Below are 23,737 nucleotides of genomic sequence, written 5' to 3' on the forward strand. Positions count from 1 at the left end.
GGATGACGAGGGGGGCGTCAGCGGGCGGAGTCGGCGTCGGCCGGCTTCCACCGGAAGAGCCGCTTCTCCAGGAAGGTCAACAGGCCTTCGGCCAGCAGTGCGACGATCGCGAGGATGACCATCGCGGCGTAGACACCGGCCGCGTTGAAGGTGCCCTGGGAAGCGGCGACCAGCAGTCCGAGCCCCTTGGTGGCGCCGATGTACTCGCCGACGATGGCGCCGATGAGCGCGAAGCCGAAGCTCACATGCAGGCTGGTGAAGATCCACGACGTGGCCGAGGGGATGACCACCTGAAGGGTCACCTGGCGGTTGCTGGCGCCCAGGATGCGGGAGTTGGCGACGAGATTGCGGTCGACCTCCCTGGCTCCCTGGAACGCGTTGAAGAAGACGGGGAAGAACACGAGGACGACCGCGGAGGCGACCTTCGAGGCCGGGCCGAGGCCGAACCAGATGAGGAAGATCGGGGCGAGCACGATGCGCGGCAGGGCGTTGAGCACCTTGATGTACGGGCCGAGGACGTCGGCGGCGAAGCGGACGCGGCCCAGCGCGATTCCGAGCAGCACACCGGCGATCACCCCGATGACCCAGCCGAGCAGCGCCTCGTAGAGCGTGTACCAGATCTGCTCCCAGAGGGAGCCCTGGGCCGTGCCGTCGACGACCCAGGTGCGGATCTGCTCCCAGATCTTCGACGGCATGGAGAAGTTGAACGGGTCGATGACCGCGGTGCGGGCCAGCCACTCCCACAGCCCGATGACCGCGAGGAGCACGGCGATCCGGCTGCCGAGCACGAGGTACCTGCGGTTCCGGGCGGCCCGTGCCCGGGCCCGGGTCCGCTCGGTCTTGGTGACGACGGCTTGCGCGGTGATGGTGTCAGGCGACATCGAGTGCACCCCTTTCGCGGGTGATGCGGACCTCTTCGCCGAGCGAGGACCAGATCTCCCGGTAGATCTCGACGAACCGGGGCTCCAGGCGCACCTGCTCGACCTTGCGCGGGCGGGGCAGGTCGATCTCGAAGACCTCCTTGACGGTGGCCGGTCCCGCCGTCATGACCACGACCTTGTCGGCCAGCGCGATGGACTCCTCCAGGTCGTGGGTGACGAAGACGACGGAGGCGCCGGTGCCGGCCCACAGTTCCAGGAGTTCGTCCGACATCAGGGCCCTGGTCTGCACGTCGAGGGCGGAGAAGGGCTCGTCCATGAGCAGGATCTCGGGGTCGTTGACGAAGGTCGCCGCGAGGGCGACGCGCTTGCGCTGGCCGCCGGACAGCTGGTGGGGGTAGCGGTCCTCGAAGGAGGACAGCCCGACCCGGGCGAGCCACTCACGGGCCCGCTCCCTCGCCTCGGGCTTCGGTACGCCGCGGAAGCGGGGCCCCGCCATCACATTGGACAGGACGGTCCGCCAGGGGAAGACCGCGTCCTGCTGAAAGACGAAGCCGACCTTGTCGCCGATGCCGCGCACCGGTTCACCGCCCACCAGCACCTCGCCCTCGGTGGGCTCCTCCAGCCCGCTGACAAGCGTCAGAGTGGTCGACTTGCCGCATCCGGTGGGGCCCACGACGGCGACGAACTCGCCGCGCCCGATCGTGAGGTCCAGATCCCGTACGGCGGTGTGGAGCGTCCCCGACGGAGTCCGGAACGCTTTGCTCGCCCCCCGCAGCTCGATGGCGGGGCTCGTTTCGCTGTTCATGGAGCGGGACGCTAGGGGCGGCCCGGGAACGTGGGCACCCTTGCGCTCACAACTCCCGCTTCTGCCCATAACCCGCGGTTCTGCTCGTTTTGCTCGCGGTGCGACAACGAATACGCCACGAGGACTGGCCATGGGCGTCGGTGACGTTTACCTTGCGTTCACACGAGGGCGAAACGGAGCATCAGGTTCCTGATTGACGGAAGGCAGAGGGCGAGCGCATGCGGATTCACTGGCCCCGCCGTGTCTTCGCCCAGGTCCTGCTCACCCAGGTGGCCATCACCACGGGCGTGATCATGCTCGTCACCGGGCTCTTCCTCGCGCCCCTGCGTCACCAGCTCGACGACCAGGCGATGCGTCAGGCCCTGTCCATCGCCCAGACCGCCGCCGCCGAACCCGGTCTGGTGCGCAACCTGACGAGTACCGACCCCACCCCCACGGGGCCGGTGCAGGCAGAGGCCGAACGGATGCGGCGGGCCACCGGAGCGCTCTACATCGTGGTCATGGACACCCGCGGGGTGCGCTGGTCGCACACGGAGACCGAGCAGATCGGCAAGCACGTCTCGACGGACCCCAGCACGGCGCTGGCCGGCCGGGAGATCATGCAGATCGACAACGGAACCCTGGGGCGCTCGGCACGCGCGAAGGTCCCGCTGCGGGACAGCGGGCACACCATCGTGGGCGCGGTCTCGGTGGGCATCGCCTACGACAGCGTCCACACGCGGCTGCTCGAAGCCATCCCCGGCCTGCTGCTCTACTCCGGGGCTGCGCTCGCCGCCGGTGTGCTGGCCGCGCTGGCCGTCTCCCGGCGGCTGCAGCGCGGCACCCACGGCCTTGCCTTCACCGACATCTCCGCGTTGCTGGACGAGCGCGAGGCCATGCTGCACAGCATTCGCGAGGCTGTTCTCGCCCTCGACGCCCGGGGCCGGATCCGGCTGCTCAACGACGAGGCGCAGCGGTTGCTGGAACTGGACCAGGAGGCCGTGGGACGCACGCTGGGCGAGGTGCTGCCGCCGGGCCGTACGTCGGAGGTGCTGGCGGGACGGGTCGACGGCGCCAACCTGATCACCGTCTGCAACGGTCGCGTGCTGATCGCCAACCGCATGCCCACCGGTGACGGCGGAGCCGTCGTCACCCTTCGTGATCGCACCGAGCTGGAGCTGCTCGGCCGCGAACTGGACTCCACGCACGGGCTGCTGGACGCGCTGCGCGCCCAGGACCACGAGCACGCGAACCGGCTGCACACCCTGCTCGGGCTGCTGGAGCTCGGAAGGCACGAGGCCGCGGCGGAGTTCGTCGCGGAGGTGGCCAATGGTCACCGGGCCTCTGCGGAGCAGGTCGCGGAACGCGTCAACGATCCGCTGATCTCGGCGTTGCTGGTGGGCAAGTCGGCGATCGCGGCGGAGCGGGGCGCGTCCCTGCTCGTCTCGCCCGCCACCCGGCTCCCGGACGTGGTGGTGGACCCGCGCGATCTGGTGACGGTCCTCGGCAACCTCATCGACAACGCCCTGGACGTCGCCTCGCTCATCGAGGTCGAGCTGCTCGCCGAGGGCACCACCGTGGTCCTGCGGGTCAGCGACAACGGCCCCGGGGTGCCGCCCGACATGCGCGAGCACATCTTCACCGAGGGCTGGTCCACCAAGGAGTCCCCCGCGCACCGCGGACGCGGGCTCGGTCTGGCGCTGGTGCGCAGGCTGGCCGAGCGCTACGGTGGCGCGGCTCGCGTCACGGCCCGGGCCGGTGGTGGCGCCGTCTTCACCGTCGTCCTGCCCGAGGCACTCAGCGTCCGGTCGCTGACCGAAGTGGGAGATTTGCGATGATCGATGTCCTGGTGGTGGACGACGACTTCCGTGTCGCCGAGATCAACGCCGCCTATGTGGCGAAGGTTCCCGGTTTCCGCGTCATCTCGCGTGCGCACAGTGCCGCGCAGGCACTGGCCTTCCTGGAGCGCGAACACGTCGACCTCGTCCTTCTCGATCACTATCTTCCGGACGAGACGGGGCTGACCCTGGTCCGGCGGCTGCGCCAGCTCGGCCATCCGGCCGACGTGATCATGGTGACCGCGGCCCGTGACATATCGACCGTCCGGGCCGCGATGCGGTACGGCGCCCTGCAGTACCTGGTCAAACCGTTCAGTTTCGCCGGTCTGCGGTCCAAGCTGGAGAGCTACGCCGCACTGCGCCGGACCCTCGAAGGCGTGGGGAGTGGTCGCGGCGAGGCGGGCCAGGAGCAGGTCGACCAGATCTTCAGCGCGCTGCGCACGGCCGAGTCCGGCCCCGCGGCGGGTCTGCCCAAGGGGCACTCGGCACCCACGGCCGACGTCATCCGCCATGTCCTGTCGGCCGCCGACGAGCCGCTGTCCGCACACGAGGTCGCCGCACGGGCGGGCCTGAGCCGCTCCACCGCCCAGCGGTACCTCAAGTACCTGGAGGGCGCGGGCCGCATCAGCCTCAGCCTCAAGTACGGTGACACCGGCCGGCCCGAACACCGTTACGCCTGGTCGAAGGCGAGCTGACGGGAACACCCGACGAGCACCACCGTCGTCACCGTGAGGGGCACCGGGGCCCCGCCCGGGTGCGGCCGCTCGACCGCCGTCCGTGCCGGCGGGGGCGGGCCGACGGCGGACCGATGCCTGCGGCGAATGGAAGGACGGTCGGAGCACTGCGTTCGCACACCTCTTGCCGAACGGAACCGGGCTGGTAGCGTGCGCACCGATCGTCCCGGCCGACCGGTGCGCCATCCGATGCGACAAGGGCTGATGCATGAATCGAGACGAGACGCGGAATCCGTTCCCGGGCCGACCGGACGAGGAGTCCCCGACCAGGGCGTCCACGACGAGCCGGCCGGATGCGCCACCGGTGGAACTCACCCCCGCGGCCGCGGATCTGGTGCGCCGGTTGCGCGAGACGCACGGCCCGTTGATGTTCCATCAGTCGGGCGGTTGTTGCGACGGCAGTGCGCCCATGTGCTACCAGGACGGTGAGTTCCGCACCGGTGGCTCCGACGTGCTGTTGGCCTCGCTCGACGTCGAGGGGGTGTCGGAGCGCGTGCCGTTCTGGATGTCGAGGAGCCAGTTCGAGGTGTGGGCGCACACACGGCTGATCATCGATGTGGTGGAGGGGCGGGGCAGTGGATTCTCCCTGGAGGCCCCGGAGGGCGTGCGCTTCCTGATCCGGTCCCGGCTGGTCGGCTCCTGAGGAAGCGCCGCACCGGCCGCCGGCGCCCGGGACCGCCCGCCGGGCGCACTCCACGAGATGTCCGGTGACCGCGCCCGCCGGGCCCGGTCGCCGGACGGGACGCCGAAGTCAGGGCTTGAGACCGCTGACGACGTCGGCCGTGGCCGTCAGCCCGTTCTGAATGGTCGGCGCCATGCTCGTCCCCGCGAGGAAGAACCCGAGCATGGCGCAGACCACGGCGTGTGAGATCTTCAGCCCTCCATTACGGAGAAAGATCACCGCAAGGATCAGCAGAAGCAACACCAGTGAGATCGAAATAGCCATGGCCAACCTCCTCAGCCGCGCCGGAATTGCGGCATTCGGCCGCCAGTGTGGCGCAGCGAGGAGTCCATCCGGCGGACTGGCATGTCCGCCATACGGGTGTTGACTGGCTGTCACATCGCGGTCGATACGCCCGGTCGGCCACCGAGGGGTGCGGCGCCGGTCCGGGCGCCCTTGTCATGGGTACGCAGGAAGTGTTCCAGACCCGCCAGGTCGTCGGTGTTGAGGTGGTCGACGTCGGCCGCCAGCAGTTCGGTCCACACGGCGTCGCGCTCCGGCCCCGGAACGTCGGGCGTGGCCCAGAAGCGGACGCGTCGGCCGCTTTGGTGGGCCGTGGCGACGAGGGAACGCAGTTTGTCGCGTTCGGCCGCGGGGAAGGGGCCCGCTCCGCGCCAGACGAAGCTGTCGCTCCAGCTGCCGCTGATGAGCGGGATGAACGAGGCGTCGGCGGCGGCCCCGAGGTCGTCGGGCCGGCCGTCGTAGAAGGCGTACCGTGTGCGCTGCGCCTCCATCGGGACGCGGGCGGCGCGGTCACCGGAGACGACGGCCGTGATCGCTCCGGGCCGCACCCGGCCGTGGTGATACATCGTCAGCATCTCTCGGTAGTGACGCAATTGCCGGTGCAGTTCGAGGTAGGCGGCCGCCCCGTCGGTCTTGATGTCGATCAGCAGCTGCACGGAATCGCGGTAGCCGGGGTGGACCGTGCCGTGCTGGGCCCGGACCCTGCCCAGCAGCGGGTCGAGGTAGAGCGAGGCGAGGGTTCGGGCGGGGTCGAGGTCGGCGACCTCGTGGGCGACCAGCAGTTCCCCGTCCACCAGGAAGACGTCGGCCTCGACGCTGGTGAAACCGTGGGCGAGTGCGTCGTACAGGGGGTGCGTGTGCAGGTAGTCGTTGTGCGCGTGGGCCCGGCACAGCGGGCGCGGGCGGTGCCTGCCCGCGGCCGAGGGCGCGGTGGACGCATCGGACGCGACGGCCGTCTGCGCAGTCATCACCGCACCTGCGGCCACTGTGGCGAGCGCGGTGCTGACGACGCTTCGACGGGTCGGGAACGCCATGGGTTCTCCCGGGGACGAGGGGTGGGCCGGACGGCCGGACGCGACCGAGTATGGAGCCGGATTTCCCTCGACGGGGCCCCACCGCACGGGAGTTGACCGGATCGCCCCGCCCTCGTCGCCTGCTGTTCGCCTGGTCAGGCCGGGAGGGCCCAGCGTTGGTTGGCGCCGCCGCCGCAGGTGTGGACGATGAGCGGGGTGCCGTCGGCACTGCCGCCTCCGTAGACGTCGAGGCACTGCCCGGTGGCGGGATTCACCAGGGCCGCGCTCAATTGTCATGAACTCGTAGTCATACACGGTGGTGTGGGCACCTCGCGATGGGCATGGACCTATCCGGTCGGACCCATGGACTCCCGCGCTGCTCCCGGTCCGGAGATCTCCTGCCAGCCGACCGTGCGGTCGCACCAGCGTTCCAGCAGCACCCGGTCGTGGCCGACGGCCAGCAGTCCGGCCCCGTGCTCGCGTCGGTACGCCTCGACCACCGCGACCAGTGCGGCCGTCGTCGAAGCGTCGAGCATCGCGGTCATCTCGTCGCAGATCAGCCAGCGTGGCCGCAGGACCAACGCCCTTGCCAGGCAGGCACGCTGCAACTGGCCGTCGCTCACCTCGTGCGGGCGCCGGCTCAACAGCTCGGTCGTGAGCCCGACGGCCGGTGCCAGCTCGGCCACCCGGTCCGGCACCTGGGTGCGCCGCCCGGTCGCCCGCAGCGGTTGGGCGATGAGTTCACGCAAACTGAGCCGGGGGTCGGCCGAGAGCCGGGGCTGCTGGAAGACGACGCCGACCGCCGTGCGCTGGGCCCGCGGGGCGCCGTGCCGCCAGCCCCGTACCGGTCGGCCGTCGAGCGTGACCGTACCGGCGTCCGGCCGGTGCAGCAGGGCGGCAACTCTGGCCAGGGTGGATTTGCCGCAGCCGCTCGGGCCGAGCAGCCCGACGGACTCCGAGGGGGCGACCGCCAGTGAGACATCGCGGACGACGGGGTCGCGGGGATCGTATCCGGCGGTAACACAGGTGAGTTCAAGCATGGGCGGACTCCTCCTCGCCTGCCCGCACACCGTGGTGGCAGGCGAGCCGGCCGTCGAACGGGGGCGGTACGGAGCACCGGTCGTCGGCGCGGCCGCAGCGGGGCGCGAACGCGCAGCCGTCGGGAAGCGCTCCGAGCTCCGGCGGCATCCCGGGAATGGCGGTGAACGCACGCTCGGGCAGGGCGTCGAGCAGCCCGCGGGCGTACGGGTGACGCGGACCCGGCTCACCGAAGAACCGATCGGCGTCGTCGAGCTCGATGATGCGGCCCGCGTACATCACGGCGACCCGGTCGGCGATCCGTTCGGCCGCCGCCAGGTCATGGGTGATGATCAGCAGCGCCCGGCCCCCGTCGGTGTGACGACGCAGTTCGTCCACGGTCCGCTCGACCAGGTCGCGGTCGAGTCCGGTGGTCGGTTCGTCGGCCAGGAGCACGGGCGCGTCACCGATCAGGGCGAGCGCGGTGGCGGCGCGCTGGGCGAGTCCGCCGGAGAGCTGGTGCGGATGGTTGTCCAAGTGGTCGGCCGGAAACGCGGCACGTGCTGCGGCCTGTTCCGCCGCCGCACGCAGCGCCGGCTTCCGGATGCCGGTCAGCTCGCGAAGGGTCTCCTCCAGCTGCGCCCGCACCGTACGGACCGGGGTGAGGTGGGCCGCGGGGCTCTGCGGTACGAGCGCGACGCGGCGGCCCCGTACGGTGCGGGCGAGCGTCCGCTCATCGGCGGTGAGGAGCTCGGTGCCGTCACCGAGCACCGCCGAGCCCGTCGTGCGCGCGTTGCCGGGGAGCAGCCCCAGCAGGGCGGAGGCGAGTACGGACTTGCCGCAGCCGCTCTCGCCGACCAGGGCCAGGCACTCCCCCGCGGCAAGGTCGAAGTGGGCGTCGCTGACGGCCGCGACGTGCCGTCCGCCGCTCATCCGGAATCGGACGGAGAGCCCGCGGACGGAGAGCACCGGGGCCCGCGTGCCCGGCGCCCGCGGATCCGGAGCCTGGGGGTCCGGGTTGGCCTTCACAGCATCAGCTCCGATCGGCGTCGGGGGTTGATCCGTTCCCGCCAGGCGCCGGCGAGACCTGCCAGAGCGAGGGTCGGAACGATCAGGAACAGACCGGGGAAGAGCGTCGGCCACCAGTCCCCGGCGAGCAGCGAACCGCGCGCCTGCTGCACGAGGTTGCCCAGGCTCGCCTGATGGGTGGGAAGTCCGAGCCCCAGAAAGGAGAGGGCGGACTCGTGCCACATGGCGTGCGGCACCATGAGCACCGCCGCGAGACCCGCCTGTGGCAGCACCGCGGGCAGCAGATGCCGGACGACGACCCGCCCGCGCGAGGCGCCGCCGGATATCGCCGCGTCGATGAACGGCCGCGAACGCAGCGACAGTACTTCGGACCGGACGATCCGGGCCGTCGAGAGCCAGTGCGTGAGGGCGACGGACACGATCACCGGTCCGACGCCGGGCCGGAACATCGCGACGACGAAGATGCCGAGCAACAGATGCGGTACGGACGAGAAGGTGTCCACGAGTCGCATGACGATCCGGTCGGTCCACCCCCCGAACGCGGCGGCGAGAGCGCCGACCGCGGTACCGATGACGGTGGCGGTGAGCCCGGCGACGACACCGACGAGCAACGAGACACGGAGCCCGTAGACACACCGCAGGAGCAGGTCGCGGCCGACGTCGTCGGTGCCGAACGGGTGCTCCCGGGACGGTGGCCGGAGTTTCGCCGCGAGGTCGACGGCCTGCTGGTCGAGCTGGACCAGCGGCGGTACCAGGAGGACCGCGAGCAGCACCGCGGCGACGATTCCGGCGGAGCTGACGACGCGGATGCGGCGGGTGGTGCGGCGGGCGTTCCGGAGGACGAGTTCAGCCATCGAAGCCCACTCTCGGGTCGGCGAGCGCGTACAGCAGATCGGAGAGGAGGTTGCCGAGGACGACGGCCGCGGTGGCGAGCACCGTGAGTGCGGCGAGCAGCGGGAAGTCGACGGAGGTGGCGGCCTGCACGGTGGCGGCGGCGATGCCGGGCCAGCTGAAGACCGTCTCGACGAGCAGGGCGCCGGTGATGAGTTCGGGGACGCGGGAGCCGATGAGAGTGAGCATCGGGAGCATCCCGGAACGCAGCGCGTGGCCGAGCAGCACGGTGCGTTCGCTCAGTCCGCGGGCACGGGCCCCGCGCACCGGGTCCTCGTCGAGCGCGTCGGCGACGCCCTGTCGTACGTAGAGGAAGAACCAGGGCAGTTGGGAGATCCCGAGCACGGCCGCGGGGAGCACCAGATGGGTGGCGACCTGGCCGAAGGTGACCGAGTCGCTGGCCGCGTCGGTGAGGCCGCCGGCCGGGAGCGCATCGAGTTTCAGGGCGAAGAACCAGATGGCGAGCAGTCCGAGCCAGAAGGCCGGGGCGGCTTCGAGTGTGTACGCGGCCGAGCTGACACACCGGTCGAGGAGGCCGCCCGGCCTGCGCGCGGCCAGCACGCCGAGGCCGGTTCCCAGGACGACGGCGACGAGGAAGGCGGACGCGGCGAGCAGCACGGACCAGCCCAGGCGTTCACCGATGACCTCGGTCACCGGTTGACGCATCACGCTGGAGTCGCCGAGATCGCCGCTCAGCGCGGAGGTCAGCCAGTTCCACCAGCGGGTCACGAGGGGCTGGTCGACGCCGAGGTTGGCCCGCAGCTGGTCGAGGTTCTCCTGCGAGGCCGTGAGGCCCGCGGTGCCCGCGTACGCCTTGACCGGGTCGAAGGGGGAGGCGGCGGCCACGGCGAAGACACCGAACGTCACGACGGCCAGGACGGGGACGGCGAGCAGTAGCCGCCGTCCCGCCATCCTGCCCATCGGCCCCCAGGGGAGGCGGTGGCTCACTTCTTCGGCGTCCAGTCCTCGACGTTCCACCACGGGCCGGAAGCCAGACCGTGGTCGTGCGGTTCGACCTGGGTGGTGAGGGCGCCGAAACGGTCCTTCACGACGTAGAGGTGGTCGATGTGGGTGAGAAAGGTGTAGCCGGGGTTCTTCACGAGTTCGCGCTGGACGGTGTCGTAGGCGGCCTTGCGCGCGGCCTTGTCACCGCTTCTGCGGCCCGCTTCGAGTGCCTGGTCGACGGCCTTGTTGTCGTACCACGCCATGTTGTTGAAGCCGTCGCCCGCGAGCGAGGACTTCAGCAGCGTGTACTGGTCGAAGTCGGGGTCGGCGGGCGATCCGCCGCCGGCGAGGACCGCGTCCTGCTTCATCCGGGGCTCGATGACCTCCCAGGTCCCGGCCTCGGTGGTGATGGCGATACCGGCCTTCTTGGCGTCGGAGGCATAGGCGAGTGCGTGGTCCTGGCGGAGCTTGTCGCCGGTGAGGTACCAGAGCGGGAACGCCGCGCGGACGCCGTCCTTGGTGCGGATGCCGTCCTTGCCGGGCTTCCACCCGGCCTCGTCGAGGATCTTCTTCGCGGCGGCCAGGTCGTGGGTGCGTTCGGTGCCCTTGGTGAACCACTCGCTGTCGGTGGGCACGGGACCGTAGGCGGGCCTGCCCTCGCCGTTCAGGATGGAGTCGACCATCGCCCGGCGGTCGACGGCGACATCGAGGGCGCGGCGGATAGCGGTGTCGCCGGCGACCTTGTTGTGGGTGGGCAGGGTCACCGTGCGGTAGTCGTACGTCGTCGCGGCGTACGTCCGCATACCACTGCCGCGGGCGAAGCCCTTGGCCAGGTTGGGCGGCAGGATCGCGCCGTCGAGTTCGCCGGAGCGCAGCCGGGTGGCGCGCACGTCGTCGTCCTTGATGATCGCCATGGTGAACTTCTTCACCTTCGGCGCGCCGCCCCAGTAGTCGGGGTTGGCCCTGAAGCTCAGCTTCTCGCCCTTGGACCACTTGGTGAGGAGGTACGGGCCGGTGCCGATGGGATGGGTGGTGAAGGCGCCGGTGTTGACGTCCTGCTTGCCCGCGATGTGCTCGGGAGCGATGGGCAGGACCGTGCGCTGCGCGAAGGGTGCGTAGGGGTACTTGAGCGTGAAGACCACGGTGTCGTCGCCGGACGCCTCGACGCTCTTCACCGCGTCGAGTTCGGTCCGGGACGCGTTGTTGGTCTTCTCGTCGAGGATGGTGCGGTAGGTGAAGACGACGTCCTCGGCGCCGAACGGCTTCCCGTCGCTGAACTTCACGCCGCTGCGGAGCCTGTACGTGTACGTCAATCCGTCGTCGCTCACCTCGGGCAGGGCCGTGGCGAGCGCGGGCCGCAGTTTCATGTCCCCGTCGAGGGCGAGCAGCCCGTCGAAGATCTTGGAGTTGCCGTCCTTGCCGTAGCCCAGGAGCGGGCTGAGGCTGTCGGGCTCGTAGGCGATACCGACCACCGTCGAGGCCGCACCCGAGCCGGAGCCGCTGCCGTCCGAGCCACCCGGTTGTGAACAGGCCGCCGCGGTCAACGACAGCACGGTCGCCAGTGTCACGGCGACCGCTCCCCGTATCGATCGGGCCGTCATACTCTGCACATCCCTTATTGAAGATCGACTGTTGTTGCGAACCAGTCGCAATTAAACAGCAGGTAAAGGGATGCTCGGTACCCCGTCGCACGGGAGAACGACGGAGCGGAGGTGCGTGTGCGCACACCTCCGCTCCCAAGTCCTCCTGCGTCGCGGCCTGTTCCACCGCGTCCGGTTACGGCGCGGGCAGTTCCACGAGTTCGGCGACGGCCCCGCGATGGTGTCCGGCCGTGCCGTACGCGATCGAGTCGGCCTTGGCGCGCTTGAGGTACAGGTGCGCCGGGTGCTCCCAGGTCATGCCGATGCCGCCGTGCAGCTGGATGCACTCCTCCGCCGCGTGCACCGCGACCTTCGAGCAGTAGGCCTGTGCGACGGCCACCGCCAACGGCGTGTCGGGGCTGCCGGTCGCGAGGGCGTCCGCGGCGTTCCGCGCGGCGGCGCGGGCCGAGACGACCTCCAGCCAGAGCTGCGCCATGCGGTGCTTGAGGGCCTGGAAGGAGCCGATCGGCCGGTTGAACTGGTGCCGTTCACGGGTGTGGCGGACCGTCTCGGTCAGGCACCACTCGGCGATTCCGAGCTGTTCGGAGGCGAGCAGACCGGCACCGGCCAACAGCCCTCGGCGCACGGCGGCGACTGCGGCAGCGCCGTCGGCCAGGCGGGTCCCGGCGGCCCCGGCGAGGGTGACGGTGGCGAGCGGGCGGGTCAGATCGAGGGGGACGACGGGTTCGACGGTGACGCCTTCGGCATCGGTCTCCACCGCGTACAGGCCGTCGGTCGTGGGGACCAGCAGGACATCGGCCGCGGACGCGTCGGCGACGCCGGTCATCCTCCCCTCCACCGCGTCGGCGACGACGCCGGCCGGTTGCGCGGCTCCGGGCGCCGGGGCGGAGAACGGCACGGCGAGCACCGCGACCTTGCGCCCGGTGGCGAGGTCACCGAGGAGTCCTTCGACCGGCCCGTCCTGCGTCGGCAGCGCGAGAAGCGTCTCGGTGGCGACGACCGCGCTCGTCAGATACGGGGCTGGGGCGACACTGCGGCCCAGCTCCTCCAGCACCACCGCGGCCTCGCGATGGCCCGCGCCCTGTCCGCCCAGCCTCTCCGGCACCAGCAGCCCGGCGGTGCCGATGTCGGTGGCGAGGGCCTTCCAGAGCCGCGGGTCGTAGGGCGTGTCGGACTCGACGCGGGCAAGCACCGCCGGCGCGTCGCACCGGTCGGTGAGCAGCGAACGCACCGCTGCCCGCAGATCGTCCTCGGCCTCGGAGTACAGCAGATCGGGCGCCTGGGTCTCTTCGGTCGGTGCGTTCATCGGGCCAGGTCCTTCCAGGCGACGTCCTTGTCGTTGCGCGGTTCGACGGGCAGGCCGAGTACACGCTCCGCGACGATGTTGAGCAGTACCTCGCTGGTGCCTCCCTCGATGGAGTTGCCCTTCGAGCGGAGGTATCGGTAGCCGGCATCACGTCCGGTGAAGTCGACGAGCTCCGGGCGGCGCATGGTCCAGTCGCTGTACAACAGGCCTTCCTCACCGAGGAGTTCGACTTCCAGTCCGCTGATCTCCTGGTTGAGCCGGGCGAAGGCCAGTTTCATTCCGGAGCCTTCGGGGCCGGGCTGTCCGGCGACGAGCTGCTGGCGCAGCCGGGTGCCGGTGAGCCTGGCGACCTCGGCCTCGACCCAGAGGGTCAGCAGGCGCTGGTGCAGGTCGTGGGTGCGCAGTTCGGGCCGCTCTCGCCAGGTGCGGGCGACCGGGCCGATCATGCCTCCCTCGCGCGGGATGCGCGCCCCGCCGATGGAGACCCGCTCGTTCATCAGGGTGGTCCGGGCGACCTTCCAGCCTTCGCCGACCGGGCCGAGACGTCTGCTGTCCGGGATGCGCACACCGGTGAGGAACACCTCGTTGAACTCGGCCTCGCCGGTGATCTGGCGCAACGGCCTGACCTCGACGCCGGGGTCGGTCATGTCGCAGATGAAGTAGCTGATACCGAGGTGCTTGGGCCGGTCCGGATCGGTGCGGGCGATGAGGATCGCCCAGCGGGCCAGATGGGCGCTGGACGTCCAGACCTTCTGCCCGTCGACCACCCAGTCCTCGCCGTCGCGGACCGCGCGGGTGCCGAGCGCGGCGAGGTCGGAGCCCGCGCCCGGTTCGCTGAAGAGCTGGCACCAGACCTCCTCGCCGACCCACAACGGCCGCAGGAAGCGCCGTTTCTGCTCGTCGGTGCCGTAGCCGAGGATGGTGGGGGCGGCCATGCCGAGACCGATGCCGATCCGGCGAGGGTCGTTGTCCGGGGCGCCCGCGGCGGCGAGTTCGGCGTCCACGACGGGCTGCAGGGAACGCGGCGCGTCGACACCGCCGAGGCCGGCCGGATAGTGCACCCAGGCGAGTCCGGCGTCGAAGCGCGCCTTGAGGAAGTCGGTGCGGTCGGTGGTGGCCGGGGGGTGTGCGGCCAGCAGGTCCCGGGTGCGGCGGCGGAGTTCGGCAGCGTCGGGTGCGGTCATCGGACGGCTCCTTGCGGGAGGACGACGATCCGGCCGGTGGTGGTGCCGTCGGCGACCCGCTGGACGGCGACGGAGGCCCCGCCGAGCCCGACGCGTTCGCTGATCAGCGGCTTGACGACACCCTCAGCCGCCAGCCGGGTCAGCTCGTCGTGACAGGCACGGACGGCGGCCGGATCCTTGGTGTTGTACAGGCCCCAGTGGAGCCCGACGATCGAATAGTTCTTGACGAGGGCGTGGTTCAGCGCCGGGGCGGGAACGGCACCGCTCGCGAAACCCACGACGATCACCCGGCCCTCGAAGGCGATGCACTTCACGGACTTGGCGTAGGCGTCGCCACCGACCGGGTCGTACACCACGTCGGCGCCGCGTCCGCCGGTGGCTTCCTTGACCGCGGCGACGATGTCCTCGCTGTGGCGGTCGATGACCAGGTCGCAGCCGAGCACGGCGGCGGTCTCGGCCTTGTCGGAGCCGCCGACCACACCGATGACGGTGGCTCCGGCGGCCTTGCCGAGCTGGACGGCCGCGCTGCCGACACCACCGGCCGCCGCGTGGACCAGGAGGGTCTCGCCCGCCCGGAGGCGTGCCCTGCGGTGCAGGCCGAACCAGCCGGTCTGGTAGCCGATGTGCAGGGCGGCGGCCTCGGCGTCGTCCAGGGTCTCCGGAGCGGGCAGGAGCGCCGACTCGTCCGCGACGACGTACTCGGCGAATCCACCGTTCGGCAGAGCCGGGGTGGCGAGCACCCGCCGCCCGTCCGCGGTCCTGCCGCAGATCTCCACACCGGGGGTGAACGGCAGGGGCGGGCGCACTTGGTACTGGCCGCGGCAGAGCAGCGCGTCGGGAAAGTTGATGTTCGCCGCGAGCACCTGGACGAGCACCTGCCCGTCGCCCGGCGTGGGCCGGTCGGTCTCTTCGAGCCGCATCACCTCGCCCGGTTCGCCGTTCCGGTGCACTCGCCATGCCTGCATGAGGGGCCTCCACAACACTGTCGGCATTACCACTGCTCCGGCGCATACTAAGCGGTCGCTTGCCTCTCTGGGAACAACCTGTTCCTGCCGGTTCCGGCCTCGGACGCACAGGGATGCGCCCGGTCCCGCCCGAAACTCTTCGGGCGGGACCGGGCGCGGGACGGTTAAGTGCGCAGGGGGGCGGCCGACGGGATCTCGCCCCCGCTGTCCGCCCGTCGGGCCTCAGTCCTGCCCGGTCACCACCACTTCGGCGATCTGCGGCGCCGCCGATCCGGTACGCCAGAGGAGGCGTACCGAGTCGGCCGTACGGGCCGCCGTGTCCACCTGGCTGTAGGCGCCGCCGAGGGCGCCGATGGTCTGCCAGGTTCCGTCGGCGCCCCGCAGCTGGATGTCGGCGCGGCCGACGGATCCGGCCGGCTGCAGCACGGTGACGGACCGTACGGAACGAGCGGCGCCGAGCGCCACCTCCAGCGCCTCCCCCGCCTCAGGGGCGCGGGCAGCCCGGTAGACGGTTGCGGGGTCTCCGTCGGAGGCCGCCCGCAGCGAGGACCCGGCCGCTGCGGGCGGTCCTCCGGTGACGGCGCCGTCCGCGGTCGCCACTGCGAACTCCCGCACGACGAGCCAGTTCTCCTGGCCGGCGGTCGCCCGTGCCCGCACGTAGCGCGCCTTGGTTCCGGCGGGCACGGTCGCGGTGACGTCCGGCCTTCCGGAGAAGGCGGTGAGCTGCTGCCACTGCTGTCCGTCGGCCGAGTACTCGAGAACCCCTTCGTGGATGTAGTCGTCGGCGCTGCCGGGTTTGGCCATGGCGAGAGTGATGTCGCCGATGTCCCGTACCCGGCCCAGGTCCAGGGTGATCCCGTCACCGGCGGCGGGCGCCCCGTCGCTCCAGAAGTAGGTGGAGTCGTCGCCGTCGAGCATCCGCGCCGGCGTGTTGCTCTGATACGTACCCAGGCCGGTCGTCACCGAGGGCCGCCCGCTCACCCCGAGTATCCGGTCGTGCTCGGCGTTCGCGGCGTCGATGAAGCGGTCCAGCACCCCGTCACCGACGAGGACCGGTACCTTGCGGCCGTCCAGGCCGGTGTAGGTGAAGGACTTCGCCGCGGTGACCTGTGCGGCCAGTCGCTGCCGGAGTTCCCAGGCCTGCGCACCCTTCCCGGCGCGGGCGGCCTCGACCATGCCCAGAGCCGTACGGGCGGCGACGGCCCAGGACTTGGTCGCGTCCAGCCAGGGGTCGGAGTCGGCGAGGAAGCCCCGGTCCGGGAGGCTGCTGCGCAACCGGTCGGGGGCGGAGCCGAGCGCGCCGAGCGCCGAGGCGAGAGGGGCGGCGTCACCGGACTTCCAGTACTCGGCGAACTCCGCGGCCAGTTCGGGAGCCTGGCCCTTGTTGAGCGCCGAGCTGTAGTTGACGTCCGCGAAGGCCCGGAGCGCCTTCTCGGTACGGGGGTCGCCTCCCGCGTACTCCTTGAGCCCCGCGCCCCACGAGGTGCGGGGGTCGTACGCGGCGTCGTTCCACGCGTAGTCGGCGACGGTGTACAGGGCGATCTTCGAGGCGTACGGCTGGATCATCGGGTTGGCGGTGATCCCGGCCAGCCTGCCCGGCAGCCCCTTCTCCCGTCCGTTGAACGGGCCGAGCAGCAGCCGGTCGGTCGCGTAGTCGTTGACCGGGTAGTTGTCCCACGTCAGGACCGGGTGACCGAAGACCGTGCGGGCGGCCTCGGCCTCGGCGACGGTCATGGTCGGGGCGACGACTCCCACGCCGGTCCATTCGACGAGGACATCGGGGTCGAGCTGCTCGGACAGCGCCTTCTTGTACGGCGAAGCGGAGACGTTGTAGTACTCGGTGGGAACCATCTGGAGCGGCTGGGCGCCCGGGTGGGTGGAGATGAACTCCTTGTTGACCCGGTTGAGCAGATAGGCCTGGGCCGCGCCCGCGGCACCGCCGCCGGTCCCCCATTTCGCCTTGTCCTCGGCACAGTTCCAGTCGGTGTAGCTGATGTCGTCGAGCGGCACGGCGAAGGTCCGTACGCCGATGTCCCAGATCGTCTGGAACTTGTCGACCAGCGCCTTGGCGTCGGCGTCCGAGCTGTAGCAGACGGAGAGGCCGGGCGAGAGCGCGTAGGTGAACTCGACGTGCCGCTGGACGGCCCGGTCGGTGAGCTCCTCGATCTGGGCCAACCGGTCGGCGGGGTAGGCGTCGCGCCATTTCGCACGGAGATACGGATCGTCCTTCGGTGAGTACACGTAGATGTTCATCTTGTGCTCGCCGTAGTAGTCGAGCTGGTCGAGCCGGGCCTCGTGCGACCACGGGGTGCCGTAGAAGCCCTCGATGACTCCGCGCAGCGCGGTGCCGGGCCAGTCGCGCACGGCGAGCCCGGCGACCTCGGCACCCGGATGCCCCTCCTGCGGCAGGACCTGGCGCAGGCTCTGTGCGGCGTAGTACGTGCCGGTGGCGTCCTTGCCCGCGAGGACGATGCGTCCGGCTCCGATGCCGAGGACATAGCCGTCGGCGGGCAGTGCGGACGGGCCGTCCAGGCGCAGGGCGGCGAGCGCGGCGGCGTCGCCGACATGGACGGTGAGCCCGCTCCTGCCGGGCTCGTCCCCGCGCACGACGCGCTTCGCTCCGGCCCGGCGCAGCGCGCTCTCCACCACACGCAGGGAGGGTTCGTCGGAGGTCGCGCCCGCCACCAGGGTGACGGTGGGGCTGATGGTGATCCGGTCGGATCGCCTCTTCACGGACTGCGGGGTCGGCGTGATGACCGGAGTGCCCCGGCCCTCGTCGGCCTGCGCCTGACGGGTGGTCCGGGTGCTGTCGGCTGCCTGGGCGGGCGGCACTGCGGTCAGCAGGCCGCCCGCGAACAGGGTCGCCGCCGCGCCGAGCGCGGTGAGACGGGATGGGCGAGGCGTCACTGGTCCTCCATTGATCACTCAAGTCACCGGAGTCGCGCAACACAACAACACCGAATTCAACATCATGAGGCTTGCATGTCAATGGTCTGGACAACATCAACTCTCTGACCTGGGATTTTGTGTCCAGAACTGCGATTCGTGACGCATTGGCGATGCGCTCATGCGCCGACTCCAAGAAAGTCGATCGCGGCGGACTTTGCATGATCATGCGAGATTATGCATACTCTTCCTATGTCAAAGGTCCTCACCTCCCTCCCCGCCGGCGAGCGCGTCGGCATCGCCTTCTCCGGCGGTCTCGACACCTCGGTCGCCGTCGCATGGATGCGCGACAAGGGCGCCGTCCCGTGCACCTACACCGCCGACATCGGCCAGTACGACGAGCCCGACATCGCCTCGGTGCCCGGCCGCGCGAAGACCTACGGTGCCGAGATCGCGCGCCTCGTCGACTGTCGCGCGGCACTGGTCGAGGAGGGCCTGGCCGCGCTCACGTGCGGGGCGTTCCACATCCGCTCGGGCGGACGCGCCTACTTCAACACCACGCCGCTCGGCCGCGCCGTCACGGGCACCCTGCTGGTCCGGGCGATGCTTGAGGACGACGTACAGATCTGGGGCGACGGCTCGACCTTCAAGGGCAACGACATCGAGCGGTTCTACCGGTACGGCCTGCTCGCCAACCCGCACCTGCGGATCTACAAGCCCTGGCTCGACGCGGACTTCGTGACCGAACTCGGCGGCCGCAAGGAGATGTCGGAGTGGCTCGTCGCCCACGACCTGCCCTACCGCGACAGCACGGAGAAGGCGTACTCCACGGACGCCAACATCTGGGGCGCCACCCACGAGGCCAAGACCCTGGAGCACCTGGACACCGGCGTGGAGACGGTGGAGCCGATCATGGGCGTGCGGTTCTGGGACCCCTCGATCGAGATCGCCGCCGAGGACGTGACGATCGGCTTCGACCAGGGCCGGCCGGTGACGATCAACGGCAAGGAGTTCGCCTCCCCCGTCGAGCTGGTGATGGAGGCGAACGCCATCGGCGGCCGGCACGGCATGGGCATGTCGGACCAGATCGAGAACCGGATCATCGAGGCGAAGAGCCGCGGCATCTACGAGGCGCCCGGCATGGCCCTGCTGCACGCGGCGTACGAGCGCCTGGTCAACGCGATCCACAACGAGGACACCCTTGCCCAGTACCACAACGAGGGACGGCGCCTCGGCCGGCTGATGTACGAGGGCCGCTGGCTGGACCCGCAGGCCCTGATGGTGCGGGAGTCGCTCCAGCGCTGGGTCGGCGCGGCCGTCACCGGCGAGGTGACGCTGCGGCTGCGGCGCGGCGAGGACTACTCGATCCTCGACACCACGGGCCCGGCGTTCAGCTACCACCCGGACAAGCTCTCCATGGAGCGCACCGAGGACTCGGCATTCGGCCCGGTCGACCGCATCGGCCAGCTCACCATGCGCAACCTCGACATCGCCGACTCGCGCGCCAAGCTGGAGCAGTACGCCGGGATCGGTCTGATCGGCACCGCCAATCCCGCCATCGGCGCCGCCCAGGCCGCCGCGACCGGGCTGATCGGCACCATGCCGGAGGGCGGCGCGGAGGCCATCGCCTCCCGCGGCGAGGTCTCCGGCGACGACGAGATGCTGGACCGCGCCGCGATGGAGTTCGGCACGGACTGACCAGTCCCGTCGGGCACAATGCCCGGCACCCCCGAGGGGGGAGCACCACCGGAGAAGGCCGGCTCGGCGCCCATGGCGCCGGGACGGCCTTCTCCGCTGTCCGGGCGCCGGTTACGGCGGTACCTGGCCGGGAGGTGCGGCGATCCGCCGGGACCGACCGGATCCGACCGTCCACGATCGGCCCCGTTCCTGCCCCGCACTCCCGCTTCCCGGCGTTGCCCATCTCTCACCCGATCAAGGCATACCCCCCGGGGTATTAATGCTAATCTGAGTGAGAGATACCCCCCGGGGTACACCGTACGGAAGGAGTCGTGTCGTGTTCTTCGTCGACACCATGGAGACGGCGGGCCTCGGCAACCGCAGCTATCTGGCGGGCGGGCAGCGGGCCGCCGTGGTCGTGGATCCGCCGCGCGACATCGACCGGGTCATCGCCGCGGCCGCCCTGCGCGGCGTGCGTATCGCCCTCGTGGTGGAGACCCATCTGCACAACGACTACGTGACCGGCGGCCTGGAGCTGGCGCGCGTCACCGGTGCGCGATACCTGGTGCCGGCCGCGGCGGAGGTCGCCTTCACCCGGGTCCCGGTGGCCGACGGTGACATCGCCCCGGTCGACGAAGGCCTCACGCTGCGCGCGCTCGCCACTCCCGGGCACACCCCGCACCACACGTCCTACGTGCTGGAGGAGGAAGGCCGGGCAGTCGCCGCCTTCACCGGTGGCTCGCTGCTGATCGGCGGCGTGGGCCGACCCGACCTGGTGGAGCCTCGGCTCACCGCCGAACTGGCGCGCGCCCAGCACGCCTCCGCGCACCGGCTCGCCGACGAGCTCGAAGACACCGTGCCGGTTCTGCCGACGCACGGCTTCGGCAGCTTCTGTTCGTCCGCCCGGGGCGAGGGGGCGGCCACGACGGTCGGCGAGGAGCGCAGCCGGAACGATGCGCTGGTCAAGGACGTCGACACCTTCGTCGCGGAGCTGCTCGCCGGCCTCGACGACGTGCCCGCGTACTACGCGCACATGGGTCCGGCCAATGCGGCAGGACCCGCCCCGCTCGATCTGACCCCGCCGGATGCGGCCGACCCCGAGGAGATATCCCGGCGGCTCGCCGCGGGCGAATGGGTGGTGGATCTGCGCAGCCGGTCGGCGTTCGCCGAGGGCCATGTCGCCGGATCGCTCAACTTCGAGGGCGAGGGACAGCTCGCGACCTATCTGGCCTGGCTGATCCCCTGGGGCAAGCCTGTCACCCTGCTCGCGAGCACGGCCGCGGACGTCGCGCACGCGCAGCGGGAGCTGTCGCGCGTCGGCATGGGGAGGCCGGTGGCCGCCGCCACCGGCCTCCCCGAGGACTGGGTACACGCACCGGCGGCACTGCGGTCCTTCCGCAGATCCGACTTCGCGGGTCTGGCAGCCGCACGGGCGCGCGGCGAGGACCCGGTGGTTCTCGATGTGCGCAGGGACGCCGAGCACAGCGGCGGAGCGATCACGGGGGCGCTGCACATTCCCGTGCACGAACTGCGCCGACGGCTGGACGAGGTGCCGCCGGGCGTCGTGTGGGTGCACTGCGCGGGCGGGATGCGGGCGGCGATCGCCGCGTCACTGCTGGATGCGGCGGGACGGGAGGTGGTGGCCGTCGACGACGGCTTCGACGGGGCGTCGGCAGCGGGCCTGAGCCCGACCGCCCCTCTCTCCGCCGACCCGGCCGCCGCCACGGCCTGACCACCCGACGACCACACACCCGCACCCGCACCCGCACCCGCACCCGCACCCGCACCCGCACCCGAGGAGTGTTCTCCATGTCTTCCCTGATGTCCTTGTTCCGGCGCGGCCCCGGCCGCGTCACCCCTGCCGAGGCCGCCCGCACGACCACCGACGGTTCGGCTGTTCTGCTGGACGTACGCGAGTTGCCCGAGTGGAACGCCGGTCACGCGCCGGGGGCGATCCACCTGCCCCTGTCCCGGATCGCCGAGGGCGCGTCGCTGCCCGACTCGGCGACGGGCCGTCCGGTCGTGGTGATCTGTCGCTCCGGCAACCGGTCCCGACAGGCGGCCCGGATCCTCGCCGACCGCGGCGCCCAGGCCGTCGACGTCGTGGGCGGCATGACTTCCTGGGCCGCTGAGGGGCTGCCGGTGCGCGACCGGCGCGGGGCGGCGGGCACCATCGCATGACCACGCTCGTTCTGGCGCTGCTCGCCGGGGCGGTGGTCGGCCTGGCCCTCGGCGGACTGGGCGGCGGCGGAAGTGTTCTCGCCGTCCCCGCACTGATCTATCTGCTCGGCTTCACCCCGGCCGCCGCCACCACTGCCGGGCTCCTCATCGTCATCGCCACGTCCCTCACCGGCCTCGTCGCCCATGCCAGGGAGGACAGGGTCCGCTGGCGTACGGGCGGGCTCTTCGCTGCGGCCGGAATCGTCCCTGCCGCCGTTGCCGGGGCCCTGTCCGTGCGGATTCCGTCCGGGGTACTGACTGCCGCGTTCGCCGTGCTCGCGGTGGTCGCCGCGGTCCGGATGATCCGGCCGCGGGCCGAGGCCGCGGCGCAGGGCCCAGTGCCCGCCGGGCGGGCCGCGCGGGCGGGTGCCGGACTCGGCGCCGTGACCGGGTTCCTGGGCGTGGGCGGCGGTTTTCTCGCGGTGCCCGCCCTGGTCACCGTGCTGGCCGTCCCGATGGCCTCGGCGGTCGGGACCAGCCTGCTGGTCATCACCGTGAACTCCACGGCGGCCCTGGTCACCCGCCTCGCCGCGCCCACCGCGCTGGACTGGGCGGTGATCGCCCCGTTCACGGCGGCGGCGGTCCTCGGGGCCTGGGACGGGCAGCGACTGGCCTCGAAGGTGTCCACGGCCGCGCTCCAACGGATCTTCGGTGTGGTGCTGCTGGCCGTGGCCGTGTTCATGCTCGTCGACGCCGTGGCGTGAGAGCCACGACGTCGATCCACCGGCCGGCCGGTGCCGCCCCCGGCTCAGGCCAGTGAGAGAAAGAGCTTCTCCAGTCGCGTCCGCATCTGCTCGCGATCGGCGGGCTCACCGCCGCCGTCGGCCATGCAGTGCTGCAGGCCCGTGGCGATGATCGCGAAACCGGCCCGGTCGAGCGCCCTGGAGACGGCCGCCATCTGTGTGATGACGTCCTCGCAGTCCCGGCCCTCCTCGATCATCCTGATGATCCCGGCGAGCTGGCCCTGAGCGCGGCGAAGGCGGTTGAGGACCGACTTCAGTTCGTCGGCCGCCATGTCGAGTTCCACACATCCTCCTCCTGATACCCCAAGGGGTATTCTAACCTGAATGGGGAAGGAAGGGACCGAGTCCCTCCCCAGCCCCGGTGAACGAAAGGAAACACTGCTCGTGACCAGCCCCGTCTCCCTCTCCCCCGCCCAGGCCGCGGCCCGTCTCGCGGAGTTCACCGTCATCGATGTGCGGGCTCCCGGCGAGTACGCCTCCGGGCACGTTCCCGGTGCCCTGAACATTCCGCTGGACCGCTTCCCCGAGGCCGTGCCCGCGCTGAAGTCCGCCGCGGCCCGCGGCTCGCTGCTCGTGGTCTGCGCCTCCGGCGTCCGCTCGACCCGGGCCTGCGACATTCTCGCGGCGGCGGACATCGAGGCCGTCACGCTGTCCGGGGGCACCTCCGCCTGGGAGGGCGAGGGGCGCGATCTCGACCGCCCCGCCGGAGCACGGGCGACGTGGCCGATGGATCGTCAGGTCCGGCTCGCCGCCGGTTCGCTCGTGGTGGCCGGCCTGCTGGCCGGGGTGCGCTTCCCGGCCACGCGCTGGATCTCCGCCGGTGTGGGCACCGGGCTCGTCTTCTCCGCCGTGACCAACACCTGCGGCATGGCGGCAATCCTGTCGAAGCTGCCGTACAACCGCGCCCCTCGCTCGGCGACGAACCTGGACGCGACGCTGGACGCCCTGCAGAGCTGAGCCGCCACGCACACGGAGACAGTCCCCCACAGTCCCCCGTACGGGCATCGCCCTTCATGGCGTCAGGAGCCGGTCACGCGCCCCGCGTGACCGGCTCCTCCC

General features: G+C 71.2%; 23 protein-coding genes. 8 read left to right on the forward strand and 15 right to left on the reverse strand.

Annotated elements, in window-relative coordinates:
- Nucleotides 1-17: 17 nt before the first annotated feature.
- The gene (locus ACIQCZ_RS25175; protein WP_402284968.1) at nucleotides 18-881 is read right to left on the reverse strand and encodes an ABC transporter permease; all 864 of its coding nucleotides are present in this window, start codon (nucleotides 879-881) and stop codon (nucleotides 18-20) included.
- Nucleotides 871-1,686, reverse strand: coding sequence for an ABC transporter ATP-binding protein (locus ACIQCZ_RS25180; RefSeq protein WP_391745205.1), 816 nt, complete (start codon nucleotides 1,684-1,686; stop codon nucleotides 871-873). Before ACIQCZ_RS25180 ends, ACIQCZ_RS25175 begins: the two co-directional genes overlap by 11 nt.
- 218 nt (nucleotides 1,687-1,904) lie before the next feature.
- Between ACIQCZ_RS25180 and ACIQCZ_RS25185 the strand changes: the two genes are divergently transcribed.
- The 3 genes from ACIQCZ_RS25185 (at nucleotide 1,905) to ACIQCZ_RS25195 (ending at nucleotide 4,880) form a co-directional block, all read left to right on the forward strand.
- Nucleotides 1,905-3,503, forward strand: coding sequence for an ATP-binding protein (locus ACIQCZ_RS25185; protein WP_402284970.1), 1,599 nt, complete (start codon nucleotides 1,905-1,907; stop codon nucleotides 3,501-3,503).
- Complete coding sequence (locus tag ACIQCZ_RS25190; RefSeq protein WP_402284972.1) at nucleotides 3,500-4,198, forward strand: response regulator; 699 nt, start codon at nucleotides 3,500-3,502, stop codon at nucleotides 4,196-4,198. The genes ACIQCZ_RS25185 and ACIQCZ_RS25190 overlap by 4 nt, the downstream gene beginning before the upstream one ends.
- Nucleotides 4,199-4,541: 343 nt before the next feature.
- Complete coding sequence (locus tag ACIQCZ_RS25195) at nucleotides 4,542-4,880, forward strand: DUF779 domain-containing protein (protein ID WP_402284973.1); 339 nt, start codon at nucleotides 4,542-4,544, stop codon at nucleotides 4,878-4,880.
- A 108-nt stretch (nucleotides 4,881-4,988) separates the two neighbouring features.
- On the opposite strand, the gene ACIQCZ_RS25200 is transcribed toward ACIQCZ_RS25195, so the two are convergent.
- The 12 genes from ACIQCZ_RS25200 to ACIQCZ_RS25255 all read right to left on the reverse strand — a co-directional run bounded on the left by ACIQCZ_RS25200 (nucleotide 4,989) and on the right by ACIQCZ_RS25255 (nucleotide 18,059).
- On the reverse strand, nucleotides 4,989-5,183 hold the full coding sequence (locus tag ACIQCZ_RS25200) for a hypothetical protein (protein WP_376271224.1): 195 nt from the start codon (nucleotides 5,181-5,183) through the stop codon (nucleotides 4,989-4,991).
- A 110-nt stretch (nucleotides 5,184-5,293) separates the two neighbouring features.
- On the reverse strand, nucleotides 5,294-6,235 hold the full coding sequence (locus ACIQCZ_RS25205) for a phosphatidylinositol-specific phospholipase C/glycerophosphodiester phosphodiesterase family protein (RefSeq protein WP_402284975.1): 942 nt from the start codon (nucleotides 6,233-6,235) through the stop codon (nucleotides 5,294-5,296).
- A gap of 134 nt (nucleotides 6,236-6,369) precedes the next feature.
- Nucleotides 6,370-6,489, reverse strand: a complete 120-nt coding sequence (locus tag ACIQCZ_RS25210; protein WP_402284977.1) for an RICIN domain-containing protein — start codon at nucleotides 6,487-6,489, stop codon at nucleotides 6,370-6,372.
- Between the two features lie 72 nt (nucleotides 6,490-6,561).
- The gene (locus ACIQCZ_RS25215) at nucleotides 6,562-7,254 is read right to left on the reverse strand and encodes an ABC transporter ATP-binding protein (protein WP_402284979.1); all 693 of its coding nucleotides are present in this window, start codon (nucleotides 7,252-7,254) and stop codon (nucleotides 6,562-6,564) included.
- Complete coding sequence (locus tag ACIQCZ_RS25220) at nucleotides 7,247-8,164, reverse strand: ABC transporter ATP-binding protein (RefSeq protein WP_402285086.1); 918 nt, start codon at nucleotides 8,162-8,164, stop codon at nucleotides 7,247-7,249. Before ACIQCZ_RS25220 ends, ACIQCZ_RS25215 begins: the two co-directional genes overlap by 8 nt.
- 92 nt (nucleotides 8,165-8,256) lie before the next feature.
- Nucleotides 8,257-9,114, reverse strand: a complete 858-nt coding sequence (locus tag ACIQCZ_RS25225) for an ABC transporter permease (protein ID WP_402284981.1) — start codon at nucleotides 9,112-9,114, stop codon at nucleotides 8,257-8,259.
- Nucleotides 9,107-10,072 (reverse strand): ABC transporter permease, encoded by a 966-nt coding sequence (locus tag ACIQCZ_RS25230; protein WP_402285088.1) that lies wholly within the window; start codon nucleotides 10,070-10,072, stop codon nucleotides 9,107-9,109. The genes ACIQCZ_RS25225 and ACIQCZ_RS25230 overlap by 8 nt, the downstream gene beginning before the upstream one ends.
- Nucleotides 10,073-10,095: 23 nt before the next feature.
- On the reverse strand, nucleotides 10,096-11,697 hold the full coding sequence (locus tag ACIQCZ_RS25235) for an ABC transporter substrate-binding protein (RefSeq protein ID WP_402284983.1): 1,602 nt from the start codon (nucleotides 11,695-11,697) through the stop codon (nucleotides 10,096-10,098).
- A gap of 175 nt (nucleotides 11,698-11,872) precedes the next feature.
- Entirely contained in the window at nucleotides 11,873-13,003 is a 1,131-nt protein-coding gene (locus ACIQCZ_RS25240; protein WP_402284984.1) for an acyl-CoA dehydrogenase family protein, read from the reverse strand.
- Nucleotides 13,000-14,187 carry an acyl-CoA dehydrogenase family protein gene (locus tag ACIQCZ_RS25245; RefSeq protein ID WP_402284986.1) on the reverse strand — a complete coding sequence of 396 codons (1,188 nt, stop codon included), beginning with the start codon at nucleotides 14,185-14,187 and terminating at the stop codon, nucleotides 13,000-13,002. Before ACIQCZ_RS25245 ends, ACIQCZ_RS25240 begins: the two co-directional genes overlap by 4 nt.
- Entirely contained in the window at nucleotides 14,184-15,152 is a 969-nt protein-coding gene (locus ACIQCZ_RS25250) for an NADPH:quinone oxidoreductase family protein (RefSeq protein WP_402284988.1), read from the reverse strand. The genes ACIQCZ_RS25245 and ACIQCZ_RS25250 overlap by 4 nt, the downstream gene beginning before the upstream one ends.
- Nucleotides 15,153-15,374: 222 nt before the next feature.
- The gene (locus ACIQCZ_RS25255) at nucleotides 15,375-18,059 is read right to left on the reverse strand and encodes a beta-N-acetylglucosaminidase domain-containing protein (protein WP_402284989.1); all 2,685 of its coding nucleotides are present in this window, start codon (nucleotides 18,057-18,059) and stop codon (nucleotides 15,375-15,377) included.
- Between the two features lie 231 nt (nucleotides 18,060-18,290).
- Between ACIQCZ_RS25255 and argG the strand changes: the two genes are divergently transcribed.
- The 4 genes from argG to ACIQCZ_RS25275 all read left to right on the forward strand — a co-directional run bounded on the left by argG (nucleotide 18,291) and on the right by ACIQCZ_RS25275 (nucleotide 22,639).
- Entirely contained in the window at nucleotides 18,291-19,736 is a 1,446-nt protein-coding gene (gene argG, locus ACIQCZ_RS25260; protein ID WP_351083367.1) for an argininosuccinate synthase, read from the forward strand.
- Between the two features lie 316 nt (nucleotides 19,737-20,052).
- On the forward strand, nucleotides 20,053-21,447 hold the full coding sequence (locus ACIQCZ_RS25265) for a rhodanese-like domain-containing protein (protein ID WP_402284992.1): 1,395 nt from the start codon (nucleotides 20,053-20,055) through the stop codon (nucleotides 21,445-21,447).
- A gap of 89 nt (nucleotides 21,448-21,536) precedes the next feature.
- On the forward strand, nucleotides 21,537-21,896 hold the full coding sequence (locus ACIQCZ_RS25270) for a rhodanese-like domain-containing protein (protein ID WP_402285090.1): 360 nt from the start codon (nucleotides 21,537-21,539) through the stop codon (nucleotides 21,894-21,896).
- Nucleotides 21,893-22,639 (forward strand): sulfite exporter TauE/SafE family protein, encoded by a 747-nt coding sequence (locus ACIQCZ_RS25275; protein WP_402284994.1) that lies wholly within the window; start codon nucleotides 21,893-21,895, stop codon nucleotides 22,637-22,639. Before ACIQCZ_RS25270 ends, ACIQCZ_RS25275 begins: the two co-directional genes overlap by 4 nt.
- 44 nt (nucleotides 22,640-22,683) lie before the next feature.
- Here the strand turns inward: ACIQCZ_RS25275 and ACIQCZ_RS25280 are convergent, their stop codons facing one another.
- Complete coding sequence (locus tag ACIQCZ_RS25280; RefSeq protein WP_351083362.1) at nucleotides 22,684-22,962, reverse strand: metal-sensitive transcriptional regulator; 279 nt, start codon at nucleotides 22,960-22,962, stop codon at nucleotides 22,684-22,686.
- A gap of 100 nt (nucleotides 22,963-23,062) precedes the next feature.
- On the opposite strand from ACIQCZ_RS25280, the gene ACIQCZ_RS25285 reads away from it, so the two are divergent.
- Nucleotides 23,063-23,635, forward strand: a complete 573-nt coding sequence (locus ACIQCZ_RS25285) for a rhodanese-like domain-containing protein (protein WP_402284996.1) — start codon at nucleotides 23,063-23,065, stop codon at nucleotides 23,633-23,635.
- Nucleotides 23,636-23,737: the final 102 nt, after the last annotated feature.

Origin of the sequence: Streptomyces sp. NPDC093149 (assembly GCF_044754145.1) — a bacterium.
Lineage (GTDB): Bacteria > Actinomycetota > Actinomycetes > Streptomycetales > Streptomycetaceae > Streptomyces.